This window comes from Hymenobacter coalescens (assembly GCF_054783195.1).
The window spans coordinates 342,811-364,504 of the sequence record NZ_BAAGRA010000016.1 but is presented as its reverse complement, the minus strand read 5'-3'; the positions used below and the strand labels follow the sequence as shown (position 1 = coordinate 364,504).

At 64.9% G+C, this 21,694-nt stretch carries 21 protein-coding genes; 12 read left to right on the top strand and 9 right to left on the bottom strand.

Translation table 11 applies throughout. The annotated features are described in order from the left end of the window. The first annotated feature begins 126 nt into the window (after window positions 1-126). A complete protein-coding gene (locus tag ACYVKQ_RS12980) occupies window positions 127-801 on the top strand; it encodes a hypothetical protein (protein ID WP_460675769.1) in 675 nt (224 codons plus the stop codon). 74 nt (window positions 802-875) lie between these two features. On the opposite strand, the gene ACYVKQ_RS12975 is transcribed toward ACYVKQ_RS12980, so the two are convergent. The 3 genes from ACYVKQ_RS12975 to msrB all read right to left on the bottom strand — a co-directional run bounded on the left by ACYVKQ_RS12975 (window position 876) and on the right by msrB (window position 2,837). After that, window positions 876-1,145: a hypothetical protein gene (locus ACYVKQ_RS12975; protein ID WP_460675768.1), complete on the bottom strand. Its 270-nt coding sequence runs from the start codon at window positions 1,143-1,145 to the stop codon at window positions 876-878. Window positions 1,146-1,300: 155 nt separating this feature from the next. After that, the gene (locus ACYVKQ_RS12970; RefSeq protein WP_460675767.1) at window positions 1,301-2,083 is read right to left on the bottom strand and encodes a DUF3050 domain-containing protein; all 783 of its coding nucleotides are present in this window, start codon (window positions 2,081-2,083) and stop codon (window positions 1,301-1,303) included. A 196-nt stretch (window positions 2,084-2,279) separates the two neighbouring features. Then, on the bottom strand, window positions 2,280-2,837 hold the full coding sequence (msrB, locus tag ACYVKQ_RS12965; protein WP_460675766.1) for a peptide-methionine (R)-S-oxide reductase MsrB: 558 nt from the start codon (window positions 2,835-2,837) through the stop codon (window positions 2,280-2,282). 183 nt (window positions 2,838-3,020) lie between these two features. On the opposite strand from msrB, the gene typA reads away from it, so the two are divergent. Then, a complete protein-coding gene (typA, locus tag ACYVKQ_RS12960) occupies window positions 3,021-4,829 on the top strand; it encodes a translational GTPase TypA (RefSeq protein WP_460675765.1) in 1,809 nt (602 codons plus the stop codon). Window positions 4,830-4,981: 152 nt separating this feature from the next. Further along, window positions 4,982-6,259 (top strand): hypothetical protein, encoded by a 1,278-nt coding sequence (locus tag ACYVKQ_RS12955; protein ID WP_460675764.1) that lies wholly within the window; start codon window positions 4,982-4,984, stop codon window positions 6,257-6,259. A gap of 64 nt (window positions 6,260-6,323) precedes the next feature. Here the strand turns inward: ACYVKQ_RS12955 and ACYVKQ_RS12950 are convergent, their stop codons facing one another. The 3 genes from ACYVKQ_RS12950 to ACYVKQ_RS12940 all read right to left on the bottom strand — a co-directional run bounded on the left by ACYVKQ_RS12950 (window position 6,324) and on the right by ACYVKQ_RS12940 (window position 9,833). Continuing rightward, complete coding sequence (locus tag ACYVKQ_RS12950) at window positions 6,324-7,127, bottom strand: class I SAM-dependent methyltransferase (protein WP_460675763.1); 804 nt, start codon at window positions 7,125-7,127, stop codon at window positions 6,324-6,326. Between the two features lie 488 nt (window positions 7,128-7,615). After that, entirely contained in the window at window positions 7,616-9,316 is a 1,701-nt protein-coding gene (locus tag ACYVKQ_RS12945) for an SBBP repeat-containing protein (protein WP_460675762.1), read from the bottom strand. A 241-nt stretch (window positions 9,317-9,557) separates the two neighbouring features. Continuing rightward, on the bottom strand, window positions 9,558-9,833 hold the full coding sequence (locus ACYVKQ_RS12940) for an acylphosphatase (RefSeq protein WP_460675761.1): 276 nt from the start codon (window positions 9,831-9,833) through the stop codon (window positions 9,558-9,560). 184 nt (window positions 9,834-10,017) lie between these two features. Between ACYVKQ_RS12940 and nagA the strand changes: the two genes are divergently transcribed. Continuing rightward, entirely contained in the window at window positions 10,018-11,148 is a 1,131-nt protein-coding gene (gene nagA / locus ACYVKQ_RS12935) for an N-acetylglucosamine-6-phosphate deacetylase (RefSeq protein WP_460675760.1), read from the top strand. Window positions 11,149-11,175: 27 nt separating this feature from the next. Here nagA and ACYVKQ_RS12930 read toward each other — a convergent pair whose 3' ends face one another. Continuing rightward, entirely contained in the window at window positions 11,176-11,979 is an 804-nt protein-coding gene (locus tag ACYVKQ_RS12930; RefSeq protein WP_460675759.1) for a TrmH family RNA methyltransferase, read from the bottom strand. Window positions 11,980-12,111: 132 nt separating this feature from the next. Between ACYVKQ_RS12930 and ACYVKQ_RS12925 the strand changes: the two genes are divergently transcribed. The 7 genes from ACYVKQ_RS12925 (at window position 12,112) to ACYVKQ_RS12895 (ending at window position 17,772) form a co-directional block, all read left to right on the top strand. After that, complete coding sequence (locus tag ACYVKQ_RS12925) at window positions 12,112-13,626, top strand: sensor histidine kinase (protein ID WP_460675758.1); 1,515 nt, start codon at window positions 12,112-12,114, stop codon at window positions 13,624-13,626. 61 nt (window positions 13,627-13,687) lie between these two features. Further along, window positions 13,688-14,107 carry a response regulator gene (locus ACYVKQ_RS12920; RefSeq protein ID WP_460675757.1) on the top strand — a complete coding sequence of 140 codons (420 nt, stop codon included), beginning with the start codon at window positions 13,688-13,690 and terminating at the stop codon, window positions 14,105-14,107. A gap of 364 nt (window positions 14,108-14,471) precedes the next feature. Then, window positions 14,472-15,344, top strand: a complete 873-nt coding sequence (locus ACYVKQ_RS12915; RefSeq protein WP_460675756.1) for a hypothetical protein — start codon at window positions 14,472-14,474, stop codon at window positions 15,342-15,344. 106 nt (window positions 15,345-15,450) lie between these two features. Then, entirely contained in the window at window positions 15,451-16,218 is a 768-nt protein-coding gene (locus ACYVKQ_RS12910) for an endonuclease III domain-containing protein (RefSeq protein WP_460675755.1), read from the top strand. A gap of 34 nt (window positions 16,219-16,252) precedes the next feature. Further along, window positions 16,253-16,453: a hypothetical protein gene (locus tag ACYVKQ_RS12905; protein ID WP_460675754.1), complete on the top strand. Its 201-nt coding sequence runs from the start codon at window positions 16,253-16,255 to the stop codon at window positions 16,451-16,453. Between the two features lie 114 nt (window positions 16,454-16,567). After that, window positions 16,568-16,837, top strand: a complete 270-nt coding sequence (locus tag ACYVKQ_RS12900; RefSeq protein ID WP_460675753.1) for a DUF167 domain-containing protein — start codon at window positions 16,568-16,570, stop codon at window positions 16,835-16,837. Window positions 16,838-16,914: 77 nt separating this feature from the next. Beyond that, entirely contained in the window at window positions 16,915-17,772 is an 858-nt protein-coding gene (locus ACYVKQ_RS12895; protein ID WP_460675752.1) for a ZIP family metal transporter, read from the top strand. Here the strand turns inward: ACYVKQ_RS12895 and ACYVKQ_RS12890 are convergent. After that, window positions 17,732-18,424, bottom strand: coding sequence for a hypothetical protein (locus ACYVKQ_RS12890; RefSeq protein WP_460675751.1), 693 nt, complete (start codon window positions 18,422-18,424; stop codon window positions 17,732-17,734). The two genes, ACYVKQ_RS12895 and ACYVKQ_RS12890, sit on opposite strands and share 41 nt — an antisense overlap. A 186-nt stretch (window positions 18,425-18,610) precedes the next feature. Continuing rightward, window positions 18,611-19,969: an ammonium transporter gene (locus ACYVKQ_RS12885; RefSeq protein ID WP_460675750.1), complete on the bottom strand. Its 1,359-nt coding sequence runs from the start codon at window positions 19,967-19,969 to the stop codon at window positions 18,611-18,613. A 283-nt stretch (window positions 19,970-20,252) separates the two neighbouring features. Between ACYVKQ_RS12885 and ACYVKQ_RS12880 the strand changes: the two genes are divergently transcribed. After that, a complete protein-coding gene (locus ACYVKQ_RS12880) occupies window positions 20,253-21,626 on the top strand; it encodes an ATP-binding protein (RefSeq protein WP_460675749.1) in 1,374 nt (457 codons plus the stop codon). The last annotated feature ends 68 nt before the right edge of the window (window positions 21,627-21,694 follow it).

Here is a 21,694-nt window from a genome sequence, read left to right as displayed (position 1 = left end):
CTACAATTGCGGCGTTCAGCCGGTTACGTGGGCGCCGGCCAGTGCAAAAAACTTAACATAACGGATTGATAACAATTACCTTGATTTACGCGTCAAACAGCACAGGTTGTTTAATCCCACCACATCATGGCCGCTACCCCTACGAACACTCTACCGCTGGCAACCCAGCCGGAGGCAAAACCTGGCAAGAAAATGAGCAAGAAGGAACTGAGCAAAACCGAGCGCAAAGCCCTGAAAGCCGAAGAAAAAGCGGCCAAAGCCCTACGTAAGGCAGCCTCTCTGGCGGCGGCCCACACCAGCATCGACCTTCCCATCGCGGAGCCACAGCTATCGAAAAAAGAGCAGAAGCGCCTCGCCAAAACGGCCGCCAAGCAAGCGCAGAAAGACCTGGACCGGCGCCTGAAAGAATTGGTGAAGCGCGTCCGGCAAGAAACCAAAGCCCGAATCCGGGAGGTGGTAGCCGAAGCTACCGCACGCTTGGAGCAGGAAACCCATCAACTGCTGGAAGAGGCCCTGGGAACCACCATGCCCACGTCGCAAGAGAGCGTCAAGGCCGACCCAGCGACGTCCGCAGCCCCGCAACCGGCCGCTGCTGCCGCCCCACGCACCACGGCACCCGCCCGCAAGCCAGCGCCGCGCCGCCCGGCTACTGCTGTACCGGCAGCGGCACCGGCAGCAGCCCAACCCGCGGCCCCGTCCCGGGCCAACCGCTCGCGTACCTCAGCCGCCGGCCGCAGCCGCTCAGCTAACACCAATGCCACGGCACCGGCCGACACCACACCAGCCGTCAACGATATCTAGCCTGCCCCCCACGACAACGCCCCGGCCACCCGTTTCGCACGGGTGGCCGGGGCGTTGTCGTGGGGGGCAGGGTCTTAGGGCCGCCGCAACGAATCCGTTCCCGTAACGCCGGGGTTGCCCTGAATGCGGCGCATGCGCTCCTCCTGGGTGGTGTTATTCGGGTCGTTGGTATTTACCGATTCGATGCGCTGCCGGCCGCCGGAAGCGGCTGCCTGTTCGCGCACCTGAGGCACCCGGCCCGGGGTAGCATCGGGCGTGGCGCTGCCCGTGCCGACCCCGCGGTTGTAGGCGGCCTGACGGTCGGCGTCCGAATTGATTTCGGCCGGGGCACGGTCGGCTTCCAAAGCGCTATCGGAGGAAGTGCAGGAAGCCAAGGTCAGCGGTAGCAGCGCGGTGGTGCAAAAGACAAAACGGCGTAATGAGTTCATGAGCGGCTGGGCCGGCGCCTGAATGCGCCACCCCTACCCTGCTGAACGCAAGTGCCGCGCCGATGTTTGCCTTAACCGGCCGGCACCGGCAGCGCAGCCCGGATGCCATCCCACAGCGCAACGCGCGCCTCCATGCACTGGCGCGCGACCGTGGCGGCCTGCGCCCACTTCGCTGCCTCGTCGGCGCACAGCTCGCGCACCACCTGCTGGGCCAGCGGGGCGTGCGCCTGCTCGTCGAGTTCGATGTGCCGGTCGAGGTAGTAGGTAAATGTATCCAGCTGCCCGGGGAAACGCTGACGCAGGTCGTGCACGAGGTGACGGAACATGGCCGGAATCACGTCTTCCCGGCCGAAAGTAAAGGCGGCGGCCACCGCGTGCGGCTGGCCCGACCGCACCACCGCGAAGGTGTGTTGCACGAAGGTCCGCACGCTGGCCGGAGCCCCGGCGGCCTCCAGACCAGCCTCGACGCTGGCCCCGGCTGCCAACGCATCGAGCAGGCGCTGCACCGGCGCGGTATCAGCCCCGCACTCGCGCATGGCACGCAGGTACAGCTCGAAATGGCTGGTGGGCTGCCCCTCCGGATCGACATCGGTTTCCTCCTCCAACACGATTTCGTTGATGAGGCGGCGCGTACTGGGGTTGCCGCGCGGCACCCAGGGCACCGTGGTGCACGTCAGTTCGCGCTGCAGGGCTTTGAGCAGCGACATGAAGTCCCACACGGCAAAAACGTGGTGCTCCATAAATACGCGCAGGTCATCTAGTGAGTGCAGCGACTGGTATACCGCGTGGTCAAGCAGACGCTGACGCGCCGGTGCCAAGCTGGCTTGTAGGGTACTGATGGGGTCTGGGGTCATGCGCAACGGGCAACAGAAGAAACTGAGACAATCGGAACCGCAAAATTGCTGCAGCCGGACTGCATAAACGCACCCGACGGGCAAGGCGGATTGGCCCCGGGCCCAGGGCTGGCATCACTCCGGCTTTCGCCGAGCGTTATGGGATAAACCCGGGGCTGCGTCACGCAAATACCAGTTGCCGAAAACGGCGGCTGGCTTATTTGCGCTTTTCGAACACCATTCCGTTGCCGTCCATGCAGTAGCGCAGGCCGGTAGGCTTGGGGCCGTCGTTGAAAACGTGCCCAAGGTGACCACCGCATTTAGCGCACAACAGCTCGTCGCGGCTCATGCCGTACGTGTTATCGGTGGTTACTTTCAGGCTTTCGTTGGTGGCCGGCGCCCAGAAGCTCGGCCAGCCCGTACCCGACTCAAACTTGGTATCGGAAGTAAAAAGCAGGTTGTGGTCGGCGGCGCAGTAGTAGTTGCCCTTCGCGTGGTTGTCGTGGTACTTGCCGGTAAAAGGCCGCTCGGTGCCCTGCTGGCGCAGGATGTAGTATTGATCGGGTGTGAGCTGGGCCTTCCATTGCGCGTCGGTTTTGCGAATGGGAAACTCGTCGGGCTTGCCCGTCGCGGGTTGGGCCTGGGGGTATTGCTGGGCCGAGGTCAGCTGAACGGGCGCCGCCGTCTTGTCGGCAGCGCCGGACTTTTTGTTTTGGGAGCAGGCTGGCAAGGAGGTCAGGCACAGCAAGCTAAGCAGCAAAGAAGAAATTTTCATGGGAGCGATAAGCCGGGTTCTTTCACCGGCCAAAGTGCGGAACTAGCAGCAGAACGCGGCGGTTTGGGGATTCGTTCGTCCTACCTACGGAGCTAAGCACCAGTACGGTTTGCTCTGAAACATTAAGGTTAACAAGCATTTGCGAGGAACATTCCGTACCTTTGCACCCGCAAAACCGCTCTCATGCAGAACATCCGCAACATCGCCATTATCGCCCACGTTGACCACGGCAAAACCACGCTCGTGGACAAGATCATTCACGCGTCGAAGCTCTTCAGTGAGCACCAGCATTTCGACGACCTGATCCTGGACAACAACGACCTGGAGCGTGAACGTGGCATTACCATCGTTTCGAAAAACGTATCGGTTCGTTACAAAGACGTTAAAATCAACATCATTGACACTCCCGGTCACGCCGACTTCGGCGGCGAGGTGGAGCGCGTGCTGAAGATGGCCGACGGCGTGCTGCTGCTCGTCGACGCCTTCGAAGGGGCCATGCCCCAGACCCGCTTCGTGCTGGGCAAAGCCATCGACCTGGGCCTAAAGCCCATCGTGGTAGTCAACAAAGTCGATAAGGAAAACTGCCGCCCCGACGAAGTGCACGAGCAGGTGTTCGACCTGATGTTTAACCTCGGCGCCACCGAAGACCAGCTGGACTTCGTGACGCTGTACGGCTCCAGCAAGCAAGGCTGGATGAGCACCGACTGGAAGCAGAAGACCGAGGACATCACCCCGCTGCTCGACGCCGTTATTGCCTCCATCCCGCCGGCTCCCTTCTACGAGGGCACCCCGCAGATGCAGGTGACTTCGCTCGACTACTCGGCCTTCGTGGGCCGGATTGCCATCGGGCGCGTGCAGCGCGGCATCCTGAAAGAGGGCTCGAACATGAGCCTGATGAAGGCCGACGGTTCCGTGAAGAAGGTGAAGATCAAAGAACTGCAAGTATTCGAAGGCCTGGGCAAAGCCAAGGTAGCCGAAGTGCAGGCCGGTGAAATTTGCGCCGTAACGGGCATTGAAGGCTTCGACATCGGCGACACCATCGCCGACGCCGAAAACCCGGAGGCGCTGACCCGCATCAGCATCGACGAGCCGACGATGAACATGCTGTTCACCATCAACAACTCGCCGTTCTTCGGCAAGGAAGGCAAGTTCGTGACCTCGCGTCACCTGCGCGACCGTCTGTACAAGGAAACGGAGAAGAACCTGGCCCTGCGCGTGCAGGAAACCGACCGCGAAGACACCTTCCTGGTGTACGGCCGCGGTATCCTTCACTTGTCGGTACTCATCGAAACGATGCGCCGCGAAGGCTACGAACTGCAGGTAGGCCAGCCGCAGGTGCTCTACAAGGAGGACGACAACGGCAACCGCCTGGAGCCCATCGAACACCTGGTGGTGGACGTGCCGGAGGAAACTGCCGGCAAGGTTATCGAACTGGTGACCATGCGCAAGGGCGAACTGACCATCATGGAGCCCAAGGGCGACCTGCAGCACCTGGAGTTCAACATCCCGTCGCGCGGCCTGATCGGGCTGCGTAACAACGTGCTGACCGCCACCGCCGGTGAGGCCATCATGAACCACCGCTTCCAGAGCTACGAGCCCTACAAAGGCCCGATTCCCGGCCGCATCAGCGGCTCGCTCATCTCGATGGAAACCGGTGCCGGCACCGCCTACACCATCGACAAGATGCAGGACCGCGGCGAGTTCTTCGTGGATCCGGGGGAGGAAGTGTACGCTGGCCAGGTTATCGGCGAGCACACCCGCCCGAACGATTTGACCATCAACATCCAGAAGGGCAAGAAGCTCACGAACATGCGTGCTTCGGGCTCCGACGAAAACGTGAAAATCGTACCGAAGCGCCAGTTCTCGCTGGAAGACGCCATGGAATACATCCAGAAGGATGAGTACCTGGAAGTGACGCCGAAGTCGATCCGCATGCGCAAAATCCTGCTCGACGAAAACGAGCGTCTGCGCTCGGCCAAGAAAGCTGACTAAGGTTTCCTGCTTGTTTTTAGAAAAAGGCGCGGCTTCGGCTGCGCCTTTTTTGTTTGGCCAAACGGCACCACAAATCTGCTAAACAGCATAAAATAGGCTTAATACTATATAATTTTGCTGCCTGATTCGCTCCTCTCCTTCCGCCACTTTGCATGAAGAAAAGCTTACTCCTCCGGTATCTTTTACTCCTCACCACATTCACGAGCGCCGTTTACTCGGCGCAAGCCCAAGGCATCGGCATCGGCACCACCCAGCCCGACGGCGCGGCGGCCCTCGACGTTAACTCCACAAACCGGGGCTTTCTGCCGCCACGCATGTTGCAGAGCCAGCGCGGGCAGATCCCCGTCACGGCCCAAAGCGCCGGGCTGCTGGTGTATCAAACCGACGGCACGCCGGGCTATTATTACTACACCGGCACGGGCTGGATTCAGCTGGGTGCTCAGGGCCCGGTAGGTGCTACGGGGGCCACAGGCCCGCAGGGTTCCCAAGGGCCGCAAGGCCCACAGGGACCGGCCGGCGCGCTGGGGCAATACGGCGACGGATCGGCGGGCGCCTTCAACATCGCGACGGGCAACACCCTTGATCTGACTACCACCAGCGGCTTCAATTCGCTGGCGGGGCGGCATCACCTGCAGTTTACCACCCTCAATATCTCCGGCAATCTGATTGTACCCAGCGGGACGGTCATTCGCTGCACCGGCGATGTAACCATCACCGGCACCATCACCGTGACCAGCGGGGCCGAAGACAACGGTAACGGGGCCCCGCACCCGGGAGTAGCCCGTTCTGCTCCGGGCACCATTACCGGCGGAATCGGGATGAGTTCGGTTTCGGCGGCCGGTCTTACATACGCCCCGGTGGCTGCTGGCGGCGCTGGCGACCGAACGCTCAACGGCACGGGCGGAGAAGGCGGCGGCTCGATTGCCATCGTGGCCCGCGGCACCCTCACGCTGGCAGCCGGGGGCAGCATCAATGCCAACGGCAACAGCGCAACTAATACCGCTACTACTGGTGACGTAGGCGGCGGCGGAGGTGGCGCTGGGGGCATCGTGCTTCTCGCCGCCCAGGGCAACCTCACCGTGTCGGGAAGCATTCGGGCAAACGGCGGCGCCGGCGCGGGTGGCATCAACACCAACGGCGGCACCAACGGTGCGGGCGGGGGTGGCGGCGGCGGCGGCGGCATCATCCACTTGATTTCCAGCGCCACCGCTTCCGTAGCGGGCACGCTGCAAGCCAACGGCGGGGCAGCGGGCACCGACGCTTTCTCGACGACGCAAACGGGCGGCTCCGGCGGCGGTGCCTGCGGCGGCAACGGTGGCAACGGCGGTGGCAGCTTGGTATTCAACGGTACCGCTTCGGCTGCTCAGGCGGGCGGGGCGGGTTATGTCATCCGCACGGTGGTACCCAGCCCGGAGTTGCTCATTCGGTAATTTGCCGGTCTCGAAGACGCCCAGGGCGCGGCTGCGGCCTCGCTCTGGGCGTTTGTATGCAGGGTTACCGCTTGCGCAGCAGCCACACGTCTTGGCTGGCGCTGCCGCCGTGGCGCTGGCCGGGCAGGTGCTCCAGCACTTCGGCTTGCTGCCCAAACAGCTTCTGCAAGTAGCTGGGCGGCTGGAACGCGGCGAAGACGCGGTGGCCCTCGTCCACGTTGCTGCGGACGACGAGCTGCCCCGCATCGAAAGTGGCGCGCTCGACCTCGGTCATAATCTGGTGAAAGGCGGCGCCGTGGGTGGTGAACAGCAGTACCCCGCCCGGGCGCGTGACGCGCATCAACTCGTCGTACCAGCGCTGGTGGGCGGCAGCGGAAAGGTGGGTAAAAATGGAAATGCCGTACACAGCGTCGAAGCTATTGGCCGCGGCCTGCAGGGGTGGATTCAGCTCGTTGAGCAGAAAGCTGATGCCGGGCAGGTTTTCGCGGCACCACTTGATGGATTGCGGGTTGTAGTCGGTGCCGGAGTAGCGGCAGCCACGGTTTACTACTTCGGGCAGGTGGCGAACGACGCGACCGGGGCCGCAGCCCCAGTCGAGGATGTGGGCGTTCTGCAGTTCCAGGTGGCGGCCCAGGTGGTCGCGTACCCAAACGGCCGTGTCGCGCCCTCCTTCGTAGTACTTGCGGTAGTTGAGTTGAAAGGACTCGTACATCAGGTAATCCGGCGGCAAGACCACGTTCGGATGGGCTGCCCGCCAGGCCTGGTTCAGTTGCCGGTTGCGGTAGCGCATGAGCCCGTAGCGCAGGCGGTCGGCGGCGTGCATGAGGCCCGCTTGGCGGAGCAGATTGGTCAGCAATCCTTTGTTCATCGCCGCAATATCCCCTTTTAGCACCCGGGATAAAATCGACGCGCCGTTTTTTCCGCTTCCACTCGCTGCGGCCACGACGCCCACATTTTCGACGAGCAGGTGTCAGTGCTGAATTTCACGGTGCTTGCGAAACCGGGGTGCGGCTTCCGGCCGCCGCCGGGGTACGCGCAAGGGTATTACCAGCCCCGGAGACTACCGCCCGAAGCCGGTGGTGCTTGGTCACCGACGCGGAAAAAAACTTGCTTACCAACGCCAAGCCCCGCCAAGCCTGGCTTGTTCTGAACTGGGGGTGAAGCACTGGCCACTACTGGTCAGGTCAGCCACAGCGAACGGAGCTGTGCCCGAGCGAAATTTCTGTCAACACCGGACATGAACGACGCGTTGCGCCTGGCACCAGCCTTTTCGGCTTGCCAACGAGGAAAGGGCTTGCCGGATCAGGTCGACCTGATCCGGCAAGCCCTCCCAGGGCAATGCGGCAGCGGCAGGGCTTATTGCACCTGTAACTGCCGGCTTTCTGACTCGCCTCCGCTGGTCACCCGCAGGGTGTAGAGCCCGGCGGGCAGGCTGCGCACGTCGAGTAAGAGGTCGGCATCGGTGCTGCTGTCGGCCACACTCAGTTCGCGCACGGCGTGCCCGAAGTGGTTGTAGAGCACCACTTGCGCCCGGCCCCTGCCGGGCAGCCGCAGCGTCAGCTGCTCGCTCGCCGGATTGGGGTACATGCGCAGCGTGCTCCAGTCGATGCTGCGCCGGGCAAAGCGGTACGTGGTGCCCGCCAGAAAGCCCGCCCGGCCGGTGGTCGTGAGCGTGGCCGCGCCTGCCCGCACGCTGCCCTCAAAGTAGCCGCCCAGATACACCTGCGCCTGCAGCGAAGCCCCGCCGGGCGCGACGGCCAGGCCCTGCGGCGCGCTGATGCTGCCGCTGGAAACGGGGTCGATGCTGGTTAGCATTTGCGCGTCGCCGTCGGGCTCGTACGTCAGCAGCCGTAGCGAGGAGCCCGCGCGGGTTCGTGGCGTGGCGTAGGCCACGAGGGCCTGCTGCAGCAGGGGCAGCGGCGAGAGGTTGGCCACCTGGATGTCTTTGAAATTGCCGGCCTCTTGGACGTTGTTCACGATTCGCACCCAGTCGGGGGTGCCGCCAGCGTCGAGTCGCGCGACAAAAGCGCCAACGTTGTTGCCCGTGTTGGGGCTGAGGTAACCGAATATCACGTTGGTGCCCGGGGAAGCCAATCCGGCGACAAAGCTGTTACCCAGGGCATCAACAGCTATGGATTGGGCTTGGTTGTCTACACCGGCACCACCGTTTCCCTGCCGGGCCCAACTCATTGCCCCGGTGCGCTGATCCAGCCGCCCAACGAAGGCCGTGCTATTCGCCCCCAAGCCGTCGAGCTGGACGCTGCCCCACCGCAAAGGCCCCACAAAGCGGCCCACCACGTAGCATCCGTGCTGCGCATCGACGCCGATGTCCAGCCCCGCAGCGCTAAGCGGGGTGGGGGCGGAGGCCCCCCAGCGCGTGCGGCCGTCGTAATCCAGGGAGAAAATCATCAACTGCCGGCTGCCCAGCACCAGGTCGTAGCCATCGTCGAAGTGGACGGTGCCAGAGGTTTCCCCGGTCACGTAGCTATTGCCCCGCAAATCGGTGGCGATGCCGGAGCCGATAACTGGCCGGATACTGTTACCGGCGCGACGTGCCCAGTCGACCTGGCCCCGCGGCAGCAGTTTGAGCACCAGCACGCTCGGAAAGTTGGTCACGTCGGGACTGGCTACGCCGAAGCTGGTCAGGGCGCCGCCGCCGGTGTTGCGGGTGATGGTGCCCACGAAGCCGGCCACGACGTAGGCCTCGCCGGTGAGCGGGTTCACGCTGATATCGTGAGCGGTGGCGGAGCTTTGGTAGCGCACGGGTACGGCCGAAGGTTCCGGCCCGATGCTGGTGGCCCACACGGCCCGCCCCTGCGGGCTGAACTTGGCCACCAGCACATCGGTCGTGTTGCTGCGGCTGGTGAGGCTGGTTTGCCCCAGGGTGATGGTGCCGCGAAACTGGCCTGTAACGTAGGCGTTGCCCGCGCCATCGGTGGCTACGGATTTCACTTCGAAGGGCTGCACATCAGCAAAGCGCCAGGCAATGGTTTGGCCCTGGCCGGGCAAGGCCGCGCCCAGCACGGCCCACAGCAAGCAGAATAAGCGTACGTTCATGTCCAAACAAAAAAGCGGGTAGCATTGACACGTATTTATCCATCAATCAGCGCTTTATCTTCACGCCGCGCAAAACCAGCAGCCACTGATGGGCTTTGCAACCGGATGCCGTCGACGGCACATCGGCCGCAAACATAATAACATACCAATAAATAATATTATTTAGTTAATACGAAATATTACCTACCTGGCTGGGCAGCAGCGCCGTTGCCGAACCAGCCCGCCCGGCTGCCCAGCTGGCTTAGCGGCGTACCTCAAACCCATCGTAGCCCTGCACCGGCCCGGGCTGTGCCTCCACCTTCTCCACCCGCGCCAGCGGCGGGCCCTGCCGGCACCACTGCGCCAGCGCGGCCAACGCTTCACTCGTGCCTTCGGCTTCGATGGTGACGGTGTCGTCCGCGTTGTTGCGGGCGTAGCCGTGCAGACCCAGCCGGTCGGCCTGCTGCTGGGCCGATTGGCGGAAAAATACGCCCTGTACCCGGCCGTAAATGCGGAATGTGCGGTGTTCGATGCTCATGGGCGGCGTTGCTAAAGGTGGTATCAGCCCCGATACGGAAGTAAGCCGGTGCGGGCTGCAACCCAACGAAAGTGCCGAAATTCGGGCCGGCCATCAGCATGCGGACGCCGGGCCACGGCCGGTTGGCGCCGGCATTCGTAGGTCCTGTCGGATTTCTCGCTACTTGCTACGTACCCCTTCCTCCATGCGCTACGCCCTTATCAATGGTCACCTGTACACCGGTGCGGCCTTGCTGACCGACCACGCCGTACTGATACAAGCCGACCGCATCGAGGCGGTGCTGCCCGCAGCCGAGCTGCCCGCCGGGGTGCCCCGCCACGACCTGCACGGCCTGCGCGTGGCTCCTGGTCTCATCGACCTGCAGGTGTACGGCGGCGGCGGCGTGCTCTTCTCCACCCACCCTTCGGTGGCGACGCTCACGCGCCTGGAAGCAGCGCTGCGCCAGCAGGGCACCACGCATTTCGTGGCGACCATGCCCACCAACGCCCCGGAAGTGATGCACGAGGCCATGCTGGCCGCCCGCGCCTACCACGAGGCCACGCCTGGCACGGGCCTGCTGGGCGTGCACCAGGAAGGCCCTTACCTAAATGCGGCCAAGCGCGGGGCGCACCGGGCCGAATTTGTGCGGGCACCTGATCTGGCCGAGGTAGAAGCATGGCTGGCCGCCGCGCCCGGCCTGCTGCGCCTCGTGACGATGGCGCCCGAAGTAGCCACCCCCGAGGCCGTAGCGCGGCTGCGCGCGGCGGGCGTGGTGCTCTCAGCTGGACATTCCAACGCCACCTTCGCTGAGGCGCAGCGTGGCTTCCGGCAGGGTTTTACGGCCGCCACGCACCTGTTCAACGCCATGTCGGCGCTGGGAAGCCGCGAGCCGGGCCTGGTGGGCGCCGTGTACGACGACGCGGCGGCCCACGCCAGCATCATCGCCGATGGGCAACACTGCGACTTCGCGGCCGTGCGCATTAGCCACAAAATCATGGGTGAGCGGCTGTTCCTGATTACAGACGCGGTGGAGGAGAGCCCCGAGGGCGCCTACCAGTTCCGGCGGGCCGGCGACCGTTTCGTGGATGCGCAGGGCACGCTGGCCGGCTCGGCGCTGAGCATGCTGCAGGCCGTGCGCAACTGCGTGGAGCAAGTGGGCCTTTCCCTGGAAGAAAGCCTGCGTATGGCCACGCTCTACCCCGCCCGCGTGCTGGGCCTAGAGCAGCAGCTGGGTCGGTTGGCACCCGGCTACGAAGCCGCGCTGTGCGCCTTCGACGCGGACTTCGTGCCGCGCGCCGTGGTGACACATGGCGCGCTGCAATGGCTGCCGACGTAGCCGCTCAGGCCTCGCTGATGCCAGTCCTTAGTTGCTGCGCTGCCGTACGGCCTCGAAGGTGAGCACCGCCGTGGCCGTGCTCACGTTCAGCGAATCGATGGTGCCGCGCATGGGAATGATGATGGTTTCGTCGCAGGCAGCCAGCAGCTCGGGCGTGAGGCCGTCGGCTTCGGTGCCCATCACCAGGGCCGTGGGGCCGCGGAAGTCGTAGTCGGTGTAGGGCCGGGCCGTGGGCGTGAGGGCGGCGGCGTAGGTGCGGATGCCGTGCTGCCGGCACCAAGACAGCAGCTCCTCGCGGGAGGTGGCCACCACCGGCACCGTAAACACGCAGCCGATGCTCGAGCGGATGGCGTTGGGGTTGTAGAGGTCGGTGCGCGGGTCGCACACGATGACGGCGTCGGCCTGGGCCGCGTCGGCGGTGCGGAGCACGGCGCCCAGGTTGCCGGGCTTTTCCACCGCTTCCAGCACCAGCAGCAGCGGGTTCGGGGGCAGCTGCAGGTCTTGCAGGCGGCGCTGCGGCGGGCGGGCCAGGGCCAGCACGCCGTCGGAACCTTCGCGGTAGGCTACTTTTTCGAACACGGCCCGCGACACCTCAAACCACTCCGTGTCGTCGGCCAGGGCTTGGCGCAGCTCGCGCTGCCCGGCGGCGGGCAGCAGCTCGGGGCACACGTACACGGTGGGCACCGGCACGCCGGCGGCGCGGGCCACCGTCAGCTCGCGCAGGCCTTCCACGATGGTCAGGCCCAGCTGGCGGCGCTCGGCGGATTTCTGCTGCAGGCGCAGCAAGGCCTTGATGCGCGGGTTCTGGGGGCTGCTGATGGGGTCGGGCATGGCAAAAGGGGCGACGTCCGACGGACGAGGTCGGGCGCTGGCGGCCGCGAAGATACGCCAACGCGGCCGGGCCGGCTGGCGTATCTTCGCGGCCGCCGGCCCGGGGCGGGCCGGCCCGGCATTCCTTCTTTGATGGCCATTCAGACCCAAACCAAACTGTACATCGGCTTCGCCATTGCGGCGGGCGTGCTGCTGCTGACGGCCGTGGCCTCGTTCGTGAGCATCCGGCAGCTGCGCCTGCGCACCCTCTCGGTGGAGCACAGCTACCAGGTGATGCAGCAGCTCAAGGACGTGGAGCTGCGCCTGAAAGACGCCCGCTCCGGCGTGCGCGGCTTTCTGCTCACCACCGATTCCACTTACCTGGACACCTACACCCGCACCCGCACCCAGGTCAAGGAACGCTTCGACGAGGCCAAGTGGCTGGTACAGGACAACCCGCCCCAGCTCATGCGCCTCGACACGCTGGAGGCCATGCTCAACGCCGAGCTGCGCCTGTTTGCCGAGCTGACGCGCCCCAACGCGGCGCTGTCCCGCTCGGCCATTCAAACGGCCCTCGACACGGACCGCCAGAGCATGCGGGCCATCGAGCGGCTGCTGAGCAGCATGCGCACGGCCGAGCTGGGCCTGCTCTCCGAGCGCAGCGACGAGCAGGACACCTACGAAAGCCTCACGCCGGCCGTGATTCTGCTCTCGGCGACGGTGGCCGTGGTCGTCACGCTGTGGCTGTTTTGGCGCGTGGGCGTCGAAATCAGTGCCAACGACCGGCTGCGGGCCGAGCTGGCCGCCACCAACGCCAGCGTGGCCCAGCGCATCGGCATCATCGAGCACCTGGCCGAACAGGTGGTGCAGGGCGACTACAAAGTCAAGATCAAGGACAAGGAAAGCGACTCGCTGGGCAACCTGGCCACCTCGCTCAACCGCATGACCCAGACCCTGGACGACACCTTTGGGGCCCTGGAAAAGCGCAACCGCGAGCTGGACCAGTTTGCCTACGTGGCCTCCCACGACCTGAAGGCCCCGCTGCGCGGCGTGAGCACCGTGGTGAAGTGGATCGAGGACGAGCTGGGCCACGAACTCTCGCCCAAGATGCGCGAGTATTTCGGGCTGATGAAGGGCCGCCTCACTCGCCTGGAAGACCTCATCAACGGCCTGCTGGCCTACGCCCGCGTGGGGCGCACCCAGCAGAAGCTCGAGGAAGTCAACGTCGAGCGCCTCGTGCACGACGTGGCCGACCTGGTGGTGCCGCCCACCTTCGAGCTGCGCCTGCCAGAGGCCCTGCCCACCCTGGTCACCGACCGCCTGAGCCTGCAGCAGGTGTTCACCAACCTGCTGAGCAACGCCGTGAAGTACCACCACACGGGCCTGGGCATCATCACCGTCGGCTGCCGGGAGCTGAAGAAGGAGTATGAGTTTCGGGTGCAAGACGACGGGCCGGGCATCGCGCCGGAGTACCACGAGAAAATCTTCCTGATGTTTCAGACCCTGCGCGACCGGCACACGGCCGAAAGCACCGGCATCGGACTGAGCATCGTGAAAAAAATCATCGACGAACAGCGCGGCCGCATCCGCGTGGAATCGGCCGCCGGCCAAGGGGCCACGTTCGTTTTCACCTGGCCGAAATCGGAAATAAAAACGCCGGTGGCGTAGGGCCGCCCGGCAACTGCCGCCCCGTTTGTGCGTACCTTTGGGCTTGCCTATGGATGATGCTATGCGTTCGGTTTTGCTGGTAGAAGACGACTTTTTCGACACGATGACCGTGCAGAAGTCGTTTGAGAAATTCAACGTTCCCCACAAGCTGTACACGGCTTTCAACGGCCTCGAAGCCTTGGATCTGCTGCTGGGTCGCAACGGCGCCGAGCCCATTCGGCCCCTGCCCGAGGTCATTCTGCTCGACCTGAACATGCCCAAGATGAACGGGCACGAATTCCTGACCGAGCTGCGCACCCAACCCGACCTGCGCCACCTGCCGGTGTACATCACCACCACCTCCGAGATGGACATTGACCGTTTGCAGGCCGACAACCTCGATGTGCAGGGCTACATCGTGAAGCCCATCGACTTTGAAAACACGCGCGACATGGTGCACAGCATGAACCTGCTGGAAACCTTGCTCAAGCCGGAAAATTAGCCCGGCCCAGCGCCCTTTCCCAAACCGACAGCCGGCCTGCCCGTGCTGTCGGTTTTTTTATGCAGTAGCACGTGGAAGGGTTTTTGCTAGCTTGAGCCCGCCACGGCACCGGGCCTGTTTTGTAGCAGCGCCCGCGGTGGGCGCGGAAGATTTCGGGCGTGGTAAGCCGCACGTCGCCCAAGCGCCGTAAAAAGCCCGGCGGACGGCGGAACGTCTTACCGGGTGGCCGTCGTTTCTGGCTTCAGTACCAGCACGCTGGAAATTGTCCCTTGCCGTTGTTCTTTTGTCGGCGTGGGGCATGCTGCCGCCCTGCTTCTGCGCGTTTTCTTCGGTACCCGATTGTTCCGCTTACGCCTTCTCTACCATGACTATCCGTCCGCTGTTGCTTGCTTTCGGACTGAGCGGGGCACTCTTGGCCCCCGCCGCCGCGCAAGACACTCCTACCCAACTCAACACGCCCCCCGCCGCGCCCGACACCGTGGCGCGCACCGCGCCCGCGCAGGCCGCCCCGGTCCCGCAGGCGCCCCAGCCGCGTTACCGCATCGGCCTGATCAACGGCGCCGTGTACGCGGCCGACGACGTGGAGATGCGCCAGCCGGCCATCGGCCGCTCCTACCTGCTGGTCAACGGCCAGCAGCGCTTTGAGCTGGACCAGATCAAGTTCTACCAGGACGAGACCGGCCACTACATCCGCACGGCGCTGCCCGGCTCGCGCCGGCAGGCCACGCTGCGCCGCGATAAGACCGGCCGCATCAGCACCTACTCCATCACTTCGCAGCAGTACGCGCCGGGCGCTTTTGGCGGGCCCTGGGGCTACGGCCCCGGCTTCGGCTACGGGCGCTTCGGCAGCCCCTACGGCTTCGGCGGGCCCTACGGCGGCTACCCCTACGGCGGCTACCGCACAGTGAAGACGGAATACTTCAGCAAAGACGGCGGCCCGATTCAGGACATGAGCTTCCGCAACCTGAGCGTAGCGCTTTCCGACAACGCCGGCAGCGCCGAGCTGCTGCGCGACGTGGCACGTCTGCGTCGCTTCAGCACGGCCGGCTACGTGGTGGGCGGCGGCATGATGTTGGCTGGCATGCTGAACACGTTCAGCGGGGCCAACCGCATTTCGCCGCTGGTATTCGTGTCGGTGCCGGTGCTGCTGGTACCCACCCTGCTGAGCGGCTCGCAGTCCAAGAAGCTTAAGCAGGCCGTGCAGCTGTACAACTACGGCAACGCGGCGGCCCGTTAACCCGGAGCTTTTTTGATTCGCCTTGGCTAAGCCGGTACCCGCCACGGGTACCGGCTTTTTTACGTCTGCCCCAACCGCCGCCCGCGCCGCTGCGTTTGCCGGTATTGTGTCCACCTCCCCTACTTCCGCACCCGCTGCGCCCGCTGAGTTTGGGGCCCGCCAGGCCTTGGCCCTGCTGGCCCACGAGCGGCTGTGCGCTCTTTACGGGGCGCCGTTCCGGTTTTTCAGCGTGAAAGACCCGCTGAGCGAGCTGGTCAGCGCCATCCTTTCCCACCGCACCCGCAACGCCGACTCGCACCAGGCCTACCAGCAGCTCACGGCCGCATTTCCCACCTGGGCAGCGGTGCGCGACGCGCCTACCGCGGCGGTGGAAGCGGCCATTCACCCCTGCACCTGGCCCGAGCAGAAGGCACCGCGCATGCAGGCCATTCTGCGCGAGCTGACGGAGCGCCTGGGCGGGCAGCTGGACCTGCCGCAGTTCAGCCAACAGTTGACCGAGCTGCCCGTGCCCGACGCCCGGGCCTGGCTGGAGACACTGCCCGGCGTGGGCCCCAAAACCAGCGCCGCCACCCTGCTGTTCAGCACCCTGCGCCGCCCGGCCATGCCCGTCGACAGCCACCACCACCGCGTGGCCCAGCGCCTGGGGCTGATTGGCCCGAAGGTGGGCACGGAAGCTTCCCACGCCCTGCTCGAAGCGCTGCTGCCGCCCGGCTGGGACGCCCAGCAGGTGTACGACCACCACGAGGCGCTGATGTTTCACGGGCAGAAATGCTGTTACTTTCGGAGCCCGGCCTGCGGCCGCTGCGTACTGCTGGATGTGTGCCCTACCGGCCAGCAGCTGCGCAGTACAGCCCCCGCCCCGGCACCGCAGTAGCAGCGCATCCATTTTTCGCCATCATCCCCCAGCCATGAAACCTACTTACGGCGTGCCGGCCCTGCTGTCGGCCATCATTCCCGGCCTCGGCCAGCTCATCAAAGGCCAGATCCTCAAAGCTGTGTTTATCTGGGTGATGAGCGGCGTGGTGGGCTTTCTGCTCTGGTGGACAGTGGTCGTGCCGCTCGCCCTCTGGGCGTGGAACGTGTACGACGCGTACAACTCGCCCGCGTAGCGGTGAGTTGGTGAGTTGGTGAAAGGCCTATGGGAAATGCCAGCGTTAGTTGTGCCTTTTGCGGAATTTTGCACGCTGGCTGCACGTCAACTCACCACTTCACTATTTCACGCCATGGCCACGCTGCACCTCAGGGCCAAACCCAACGCCCGCCAAAACGAACTGCTGCAGGCACCCGACGGCAGCCTGACGGTGCGCCTGCACGCGCCAGCCCAAGACGGCAAGGCCAACGACTGCCTGCTGCGCTTTCTGGCCGAGGTGCTGGCCGTGCCCCGCAGCAGCCTGACGCTGCTTAGCGGCCACACGGCCCCTTTCAAGAAGGTTGACGTGCCGGGCCTGACCGACGCGGAGCTGCGCGCGGCCCTGGCGGCTCATCGGAAGTAGCGGCGGCTACGTAGAACCGGGAAACCAATCGGTACGGGCCGTGGCCTTGCCGCTACGAGGCTTCACGCACTATGCACATGGTATTTCCCACTTGGCTACTGGCCGGTTTCTGGGGTCTGGTTTCGGGCTCGGCGCTGCTGCTAGGGGCAGCGGTCGGCTACTTTGTGCACGTGCCGCAGCGGCTGATTGCGGCCATCATGGCTTTTGGCAGCGGTGTGCTGATTTCCACCCTCTCGCTGGAGCTGATGGAGGACGCCTACGCCCGCGGTGGGTTTAACGCCACCGGCCTTGGTTTTGTAGGCGGCGCCGGCGCCTACACCCTGGCCAACTGGCTGCTGGCCCGCTACGGCGCCAAGCACCGCAAGCGCTCCGGCCACCACCAGGCCCAGGAGCGGCAGCAAGTGCAGGCTGGCACCACCGAGGGCAATGCCGCGGGCGACGACAACGGCATGGCCTTAGCCGTGGGCGCGCTGCTCGACGGCATTCCCGAAAGCATCGTCATTGGGCTGAGCATGCTGGCCGGCGGCGCAGTGAGCACCGTGGCCGTGGCGGCCATTTTTCTCTCCAACCTGCCCGAGGGCCTGAGCAGCGCCGCCGGCATGAAGAAGGCCGGCCGCTCGGCCCGCTACGTGCTGCTGCTCTGGGGCGGCATCGCGCTGGTATCGGGCCTGTCGGCGTGGCTGGGCTACGCGGTGTTCAGCCAGTTTTCGGCCAACGTGGTGGCGGCTACCACCGCCGTGGCCGCCGGGGCGGTGCTGGCCATGATTGCCGACACGATGATTCCCGAAGCCTTCGACGTGGCCCACAACTTCACCGGGTTGATTACGGTACTGGGCTTTCTGGCCGCGTTCTACCTGAGCAAGCTCGACCAAGACGACCCGAACGCGCCGACGGTTATCGAGCACGTACGGCCCGTACAGCCGGTCGACCGCTAAGCCCCAGGGCGAAAGCCAGGCCGCCGTTGAGTGCCACGATGCGCAGGGTGTATTCCAGGATGAAGATTATCCGAATCAGGTCGGTGTCGTGACGCAGCAGCGTTTCCAGCACGTACACGAACACGGTGCCGGCGTAATACACCACCACGCCCACGCTGGCCACAAACATCGGCGCCTGCGTCAGCGGCTCCCGCGGCGGGTCGCTGAGCACCTGCTCGAAGTAGGCCACGACCAGCCCAACCAGCAGCACGGCCTGTCCCGCGTGCAGGTACGGGCCGTTGCCGACGCGCCAGTCCATGAACCATACCGTTTCGACGAGGCCGCCCAGGGTGAAGGCCCCGAGCAGCCAGGGCACTGCCCGGCGCCGCCGGCCGGTGAACGTGTGGTAGTAGGCGCCGCCGAGCAGCACGGCTTCCAGCCACACCTGGCTCCGCAGAAACAGCAGGTTGTTGTGCCACACGATGCGCCCGTATTCGCACAGCCCGCCGAACAGCAGGGAGCCCAGCAGCGCGCACGCCCACAGGCAATGCTGCGCTGGCGTCAGGCGGCGCCGGTTCACCAGGCCCACTGCGGCCGGCAGCAGCGCCGCGACGACGCTCCACACGTTTAGCTGCTTGGAAAGGGCGACCAACCACTCGGAGGATATCGTCATCTAGCCTGAAAGATAGGCCCCGGCGCGACACGCCCCAAGCCCGGACGGCGGACCCGCCCAAAAACGAAAAGCCGCCAGTTTCCCCTCTGGCGGCTTTTCTTCCACTTCACTGAACCTCCCCCCTGGTCCGCGCCGTGGGTGAACAGTCAGCCCCGGACGGCGACTGACGGCGCGAAGTCAGCTTGGCTAGTGCACCGGCGCGGGCGTAAGCTCCTTGCGGTAGGTGCGCTCAAATTCTTCGTCGATGTGGTACGTGGATTCTTCATGCTGGCTCAGGTCGAGGCCCAGGTCCTCGTCGGCGGGCTTTACGCGCAGGGCGAAGAACCGACCGGTGACCTTGAGCAGCACCCAGGCCCCCGCGAAGGAGTACCCCACCACAATCAGCAGCCCCAGCACATGGTTGCCGAACACCGTGACCGTGCCGTGAATCAGCCCGACCTTGTCGGCAAACACACCGGTGAGGAGCATGCCCACGATGCCGCCCAGGCCGTGGCAGGGAAACACGTCGAGCGTGTCGTCGATGCTGGTACGCGAGTTTTGCCAGTGCACGGCTGCGTGGCTGATCAGCGCCGACACCACCCCGAACAAAATGCTCTGCCCGTAGCTGACGTAGCCGGCGGCCGGCGTAATGGCCACCAGCCCTACCACCGCCCCCACGCAGGCCCCCACGGCCGTGGGCTTGCCGCCGCGCACGATTTCAACCAGCAGCCAGGCAAACAGCGCCGCCGCCGAGGCCAGGTTGGTGTTGACAAAAGCCGTAACGGCCAGCTCATTGGCCCCCAGCGCCGAGCCGGCATTGAAGCCAAACCAGCCGAACCACAGCAGGCCGGTGCCCAGCATCACATAGGGCACGTTGGGCGTCGAGAAAACCGCCTTGCGCTGGTGCGTGGTGCGCGGGCCCAGCACCAGGGCGCCGGCCAGCGCGGCAATGCCGGCCGAGATGTGCACTACCGTACCGCCCGCGAAGTCCAGCACGCCCCACTGACGCAGAAAGCCTTCGGGGTGCCACGTCCAATGCGCCAGCGGGCAGTAGATGAAGAGGCAGAAGAGCACCATGAACGCCAGGTAGCCCTTAAAACGCACGCGCTCGGCAAAGGAGCCCGTTATCAGGGCCGGCGTGATGATGGCAAACTTCAGCTGAAAGGCGAAGTAGAGGATGAACGGAATAGTAGGCGACAGCAGCGGGTGCGGGGCCGTGCCCACGCCGCGCAGCATCAGGAACGTGCGCGGGTCGCCGATGAGGCCGTGCCAGGAGTCGCCGTAGGCCAGCGAAAAGCCCACGAAGTAAAACACCAGCGAAATGACGCCCAGCGCGACGAAGCTTTGCAGCATGGTGCTGATGACGTTTTTGGGGCGCACCATGCCGCCGTAGAAAAACGAGAGGCCCGGCGTCATGATCAGCACCATCGCCGTGGCCGTGAGCATCCAGGCTATATCGGCCGCATTGAGCGAGCCGGGCGCGGCGGCCGGGTGCTCGGTGGGGGTAGCGGCGGCCACGAGTGCCGCCAGCAGCAGACCACCCAGCGCGATACGGGCTACCGACAAACGGGAAGGATTAGAGGAAGCCATACAGCCTTGATTTTTCAGGGGCTAATTTACAAATCAATACAATTTTTCAGTAGTACCCCCTTGTAAAAATATGAATGAAATTGAAATTATACTTCGTTTTCATCTTTACCTCCCTGCTAAAACAAGCCCCCGTTCTCAAAACACCCACAACTTATGTACGGACGCTAGCAAGTCGGCTGCGCTGAGTATGGAGGCCGCTTGGGCGGCTGCAAACGCCCTGAAACGCGTAGCTTGCGGGTAGAACACGTTTTTTCGTTCGATGTCGACCCTACCCAATCCCGCCGACCTGCAGCCCTTGCTCGACGCACTGGCTTTTTCGCCCGATAATCTTCCCCTGCGCCGGCACGTGGCCGCGCTGCTGCGGCAGCTGGGCCGCCTGCCCGAGGCGGAGGAACATTACCGCCTGGGGCTGCGCCAAGCGCCTTCCGACGCTGATCTGCAGCTCGGGCTGGCCGAAACCTACGCGGCCCTGAGCAAAACGTCGGCGGCGCTGGTGGTACTGGAAGAGCTGCTGCACACCGAGCCGGAACACGCCCGCGCCCACTTGCTGCACGCGCGCCTGCTGGCCCGCGCCGGCGGTCCGCCCGACGAAGCCCGCCAGGCCTACCAGCAGGCCCTACAACTCGACGCTGGTCTGCGCGACGCGGAGCTGGACGAGCAGCTGGGTCTGCGCCCGGCCGCGCAGCCCGCCGGGGGCGGCGGCCCCGCGGAGTACACGGCCAGCGTCTCGCCGCTGGGCCTGGACGAACGCGCCCTGTTCGCGGGGCTCGAAAAGCCCACCATCGACTTCAGCGCCGTGGGCGGCATGGAGGCCGTGAAGGAGGAAATCCGCATCAAAATCATTCACCCGCTGCAGTACGCCGACCTCTACAAGGCCTACGGCAAGGCTGCCGGCGGCGGGCTGCTGCTCTACGGCCCGCCCGGCTGCGGCAAAACGCACCTCGCACGGGCCACGGCCGGAGAAGTAAAGGCGTCGTTTATCCACGTCGGCATCAGCGACATTCTGGACATGTGGATGGGCCAGAGCGAGAAGAAGCTGCACGACCTGTTTGAGCTGGCCCGCATGCAGGCCCCGTGCGTGCTGTTTTTCGACGAAGTGGACGCGCTGGCCGCCAACCGCCACGACCTGCGCCAGAGCGCGGGCCGTACCCTCATCAACCAGTTTCTGGAGGAGCTGGACGGCGCCCGGCACTCCAACGACGGCGTGCTCATCCTGGCCGCTACCAACGCCCCCTGGCACCTCGACCCGGCCTTCCGGCGCCCCGGACGCTTCGACCGCATCGTGCTGGTGACGCCGCCCGACGAGCCGGCCCGCACCTCCATTCTGGAAGTGATGCTGCAAGGCAAGCCTGTGGAAGACAAGGTGAGCCTAAAAGCCGTGGCCAGCCAGACGGCCGGTTTCTCCGGCGCCGACCTCAAGGCCGTGGTGGACACGGCCGTGGAAACGCGCCTGCGCGAGTCGATGCGCGCCGGGCGGCCCCTGCCCGTGCAGCAGAGCGACCTGACGGCCGCCGCCAAGCAGGTGCGGCCCAGCACCAAGGAGTGGTTTGCCACGGCCAAGAACTACGCGCTTTATTCCAACGAGGGCGGCACCTACGACGACATCCTAGTGTACCTGGGCATCAAGAAATAACCTTGAGCCGGCGCGTCGGGCCCTAAGGCTCCGCAGCCTATGCGCACGGCCGATTCGAAGGCAACGAC

What these genes read in the sequence shown, in the direction of transcription:
- ACYVKQ_RS12980 (WP_460675769.1), top strand. Translation starts at nt 127, where the DNA reads ATGGCCGCTACCCCTACGAACACTCTACCGCTGGCAACCCAGCCGGAG.
- ACYVKQ_RS12970 (WP_460675767.1), bottom strand. Translation starts at nt 2,083, where the DNA reads ATGACCCCAGACCCCATCAGTACCCTACAAGCCAGCTTGGCACCGGCG.
- msrB (WP_460675766.1), bottom strand. Translation starts at nt 2,837, where the DNA reads ATGAAAATTTCTTCTTTGCTGCTTAGCTTGCTGTGCCTGACCTCCTTG.
- typA (WP_460675765.1), top strand. Translation starts at nt 3,021, where the DNA reads ATGCAGAACATCCGCAACATCGCCATTATCGCCCACGTTGACCACGGC.
- ACYVKQ_RS12955 (WP_460675764.1), top strand. Translation starts at nt 4,982, where the DNA reads ATGAAGAAAAGCTTACTCCTCCGGTATCTTTTACTCCTCACCACATTC.
- ACYVKQ_RS12950 (WP_460675763.1), bottom strand. Translation starts at nt 7,127, where the DNA reads ATGAACAAAGGATTGCTGACCAATCTGCTCCGCCAAGCGGGCCTCATG.
- ACYVKQ_RS12945 (WP_460675762.1), bottom strand. Translation starts at nt 9,316, where the DNA reads ATGAACGTACGCTTATTCTGCTTGCTGTGGGCCGTGCTGGGCGCGGCC.
- ACYVKQ_RS12940 (WP_460675761.1), bottom strand. Translation starts at nt 9,833, where the DNA reads ATGAGCATCGAACACCGCACATTCCGCATTTACGGCCGGGTACAGGGC.
- nagA (WP_460675760.1), top strand. Translation starts at nt 10,018, where the DNA reads ATGCGCTACGCCCTTATCAATGGTCACCTGTACACCGGTGCGGCCTTG.
- ACYVKQ_RS12930 (WP_460675759.1), bottom strand. Translation starts at nt 11,979, where the DNA reads ATGCCCGACCCCATCAGCAGCCCCCAGAACCCGCGCATCAAGGCCTTG.
- ACYVKQ_RS12925 (WP_460675758.1), top strand. Translation starts at nt 12,112, where the DNA reads ATGGCCATTCAGACCCAAACCAAACTGTACATCGGCTTCGCCATTGCG.
- ACYVKQ_RS12920 (WP_460675757.1), top strand. Translation starts at nt 13,688, where the DNA reads ATGCGTTCGGTTTTGCTGGTAGAAGACGACTTTTTCGACACGATGACC.
- ACYVKQ_RS12915 (WP_460675756.1), top strand. Translation starts at nt 14,472, where the DNA reads ATGACTATCCGTCCGCTGTTGCTTGCTTTCGGACTGAGCGGGGCACTC.
- ACYVKQ_RS12905 (WP_460675754.1), top strand. Translation starts at nt 16,253, where the DNA reads ATGAAACCTACTTACGGCGTGCCGGCCCTGCTGTCGGCCATCATTCCC.
- ACYVKQ_RS12900 (WP_460675753.1), top strand. Translation starts at nt 16,568, where the DNA reads ATGGCCACGCTGCACCTCAGGGCCAAACCCAACGCCCGCCAAAACGAA.
- ACYVKQ_RS12895 (WP_460675752.1), top strand. Translation starts at nt 16,915, where the DNA reads ATGGTATTTCCCACTTGGCTACTGGCCGGTTTCTGGGGTCTGGTTTCG.
- ACYVKQ_RS12890 (WP_460675751.1), bottom strand. Translation starts at nt 18,424, where the DNA reads ATGACGATATCCTCCGAGTGGTTGGTCGCCCTTTCCAAGCAGCTAAAC.
- ACYVKQ_RS12880 (WP_460675749.1), top strand. Translation starts at nt 20,253, where the DNA reads ATGTCGACCCTACCCAATCCCGCCGACCTGCAGCCCTTGCTCGACGCA.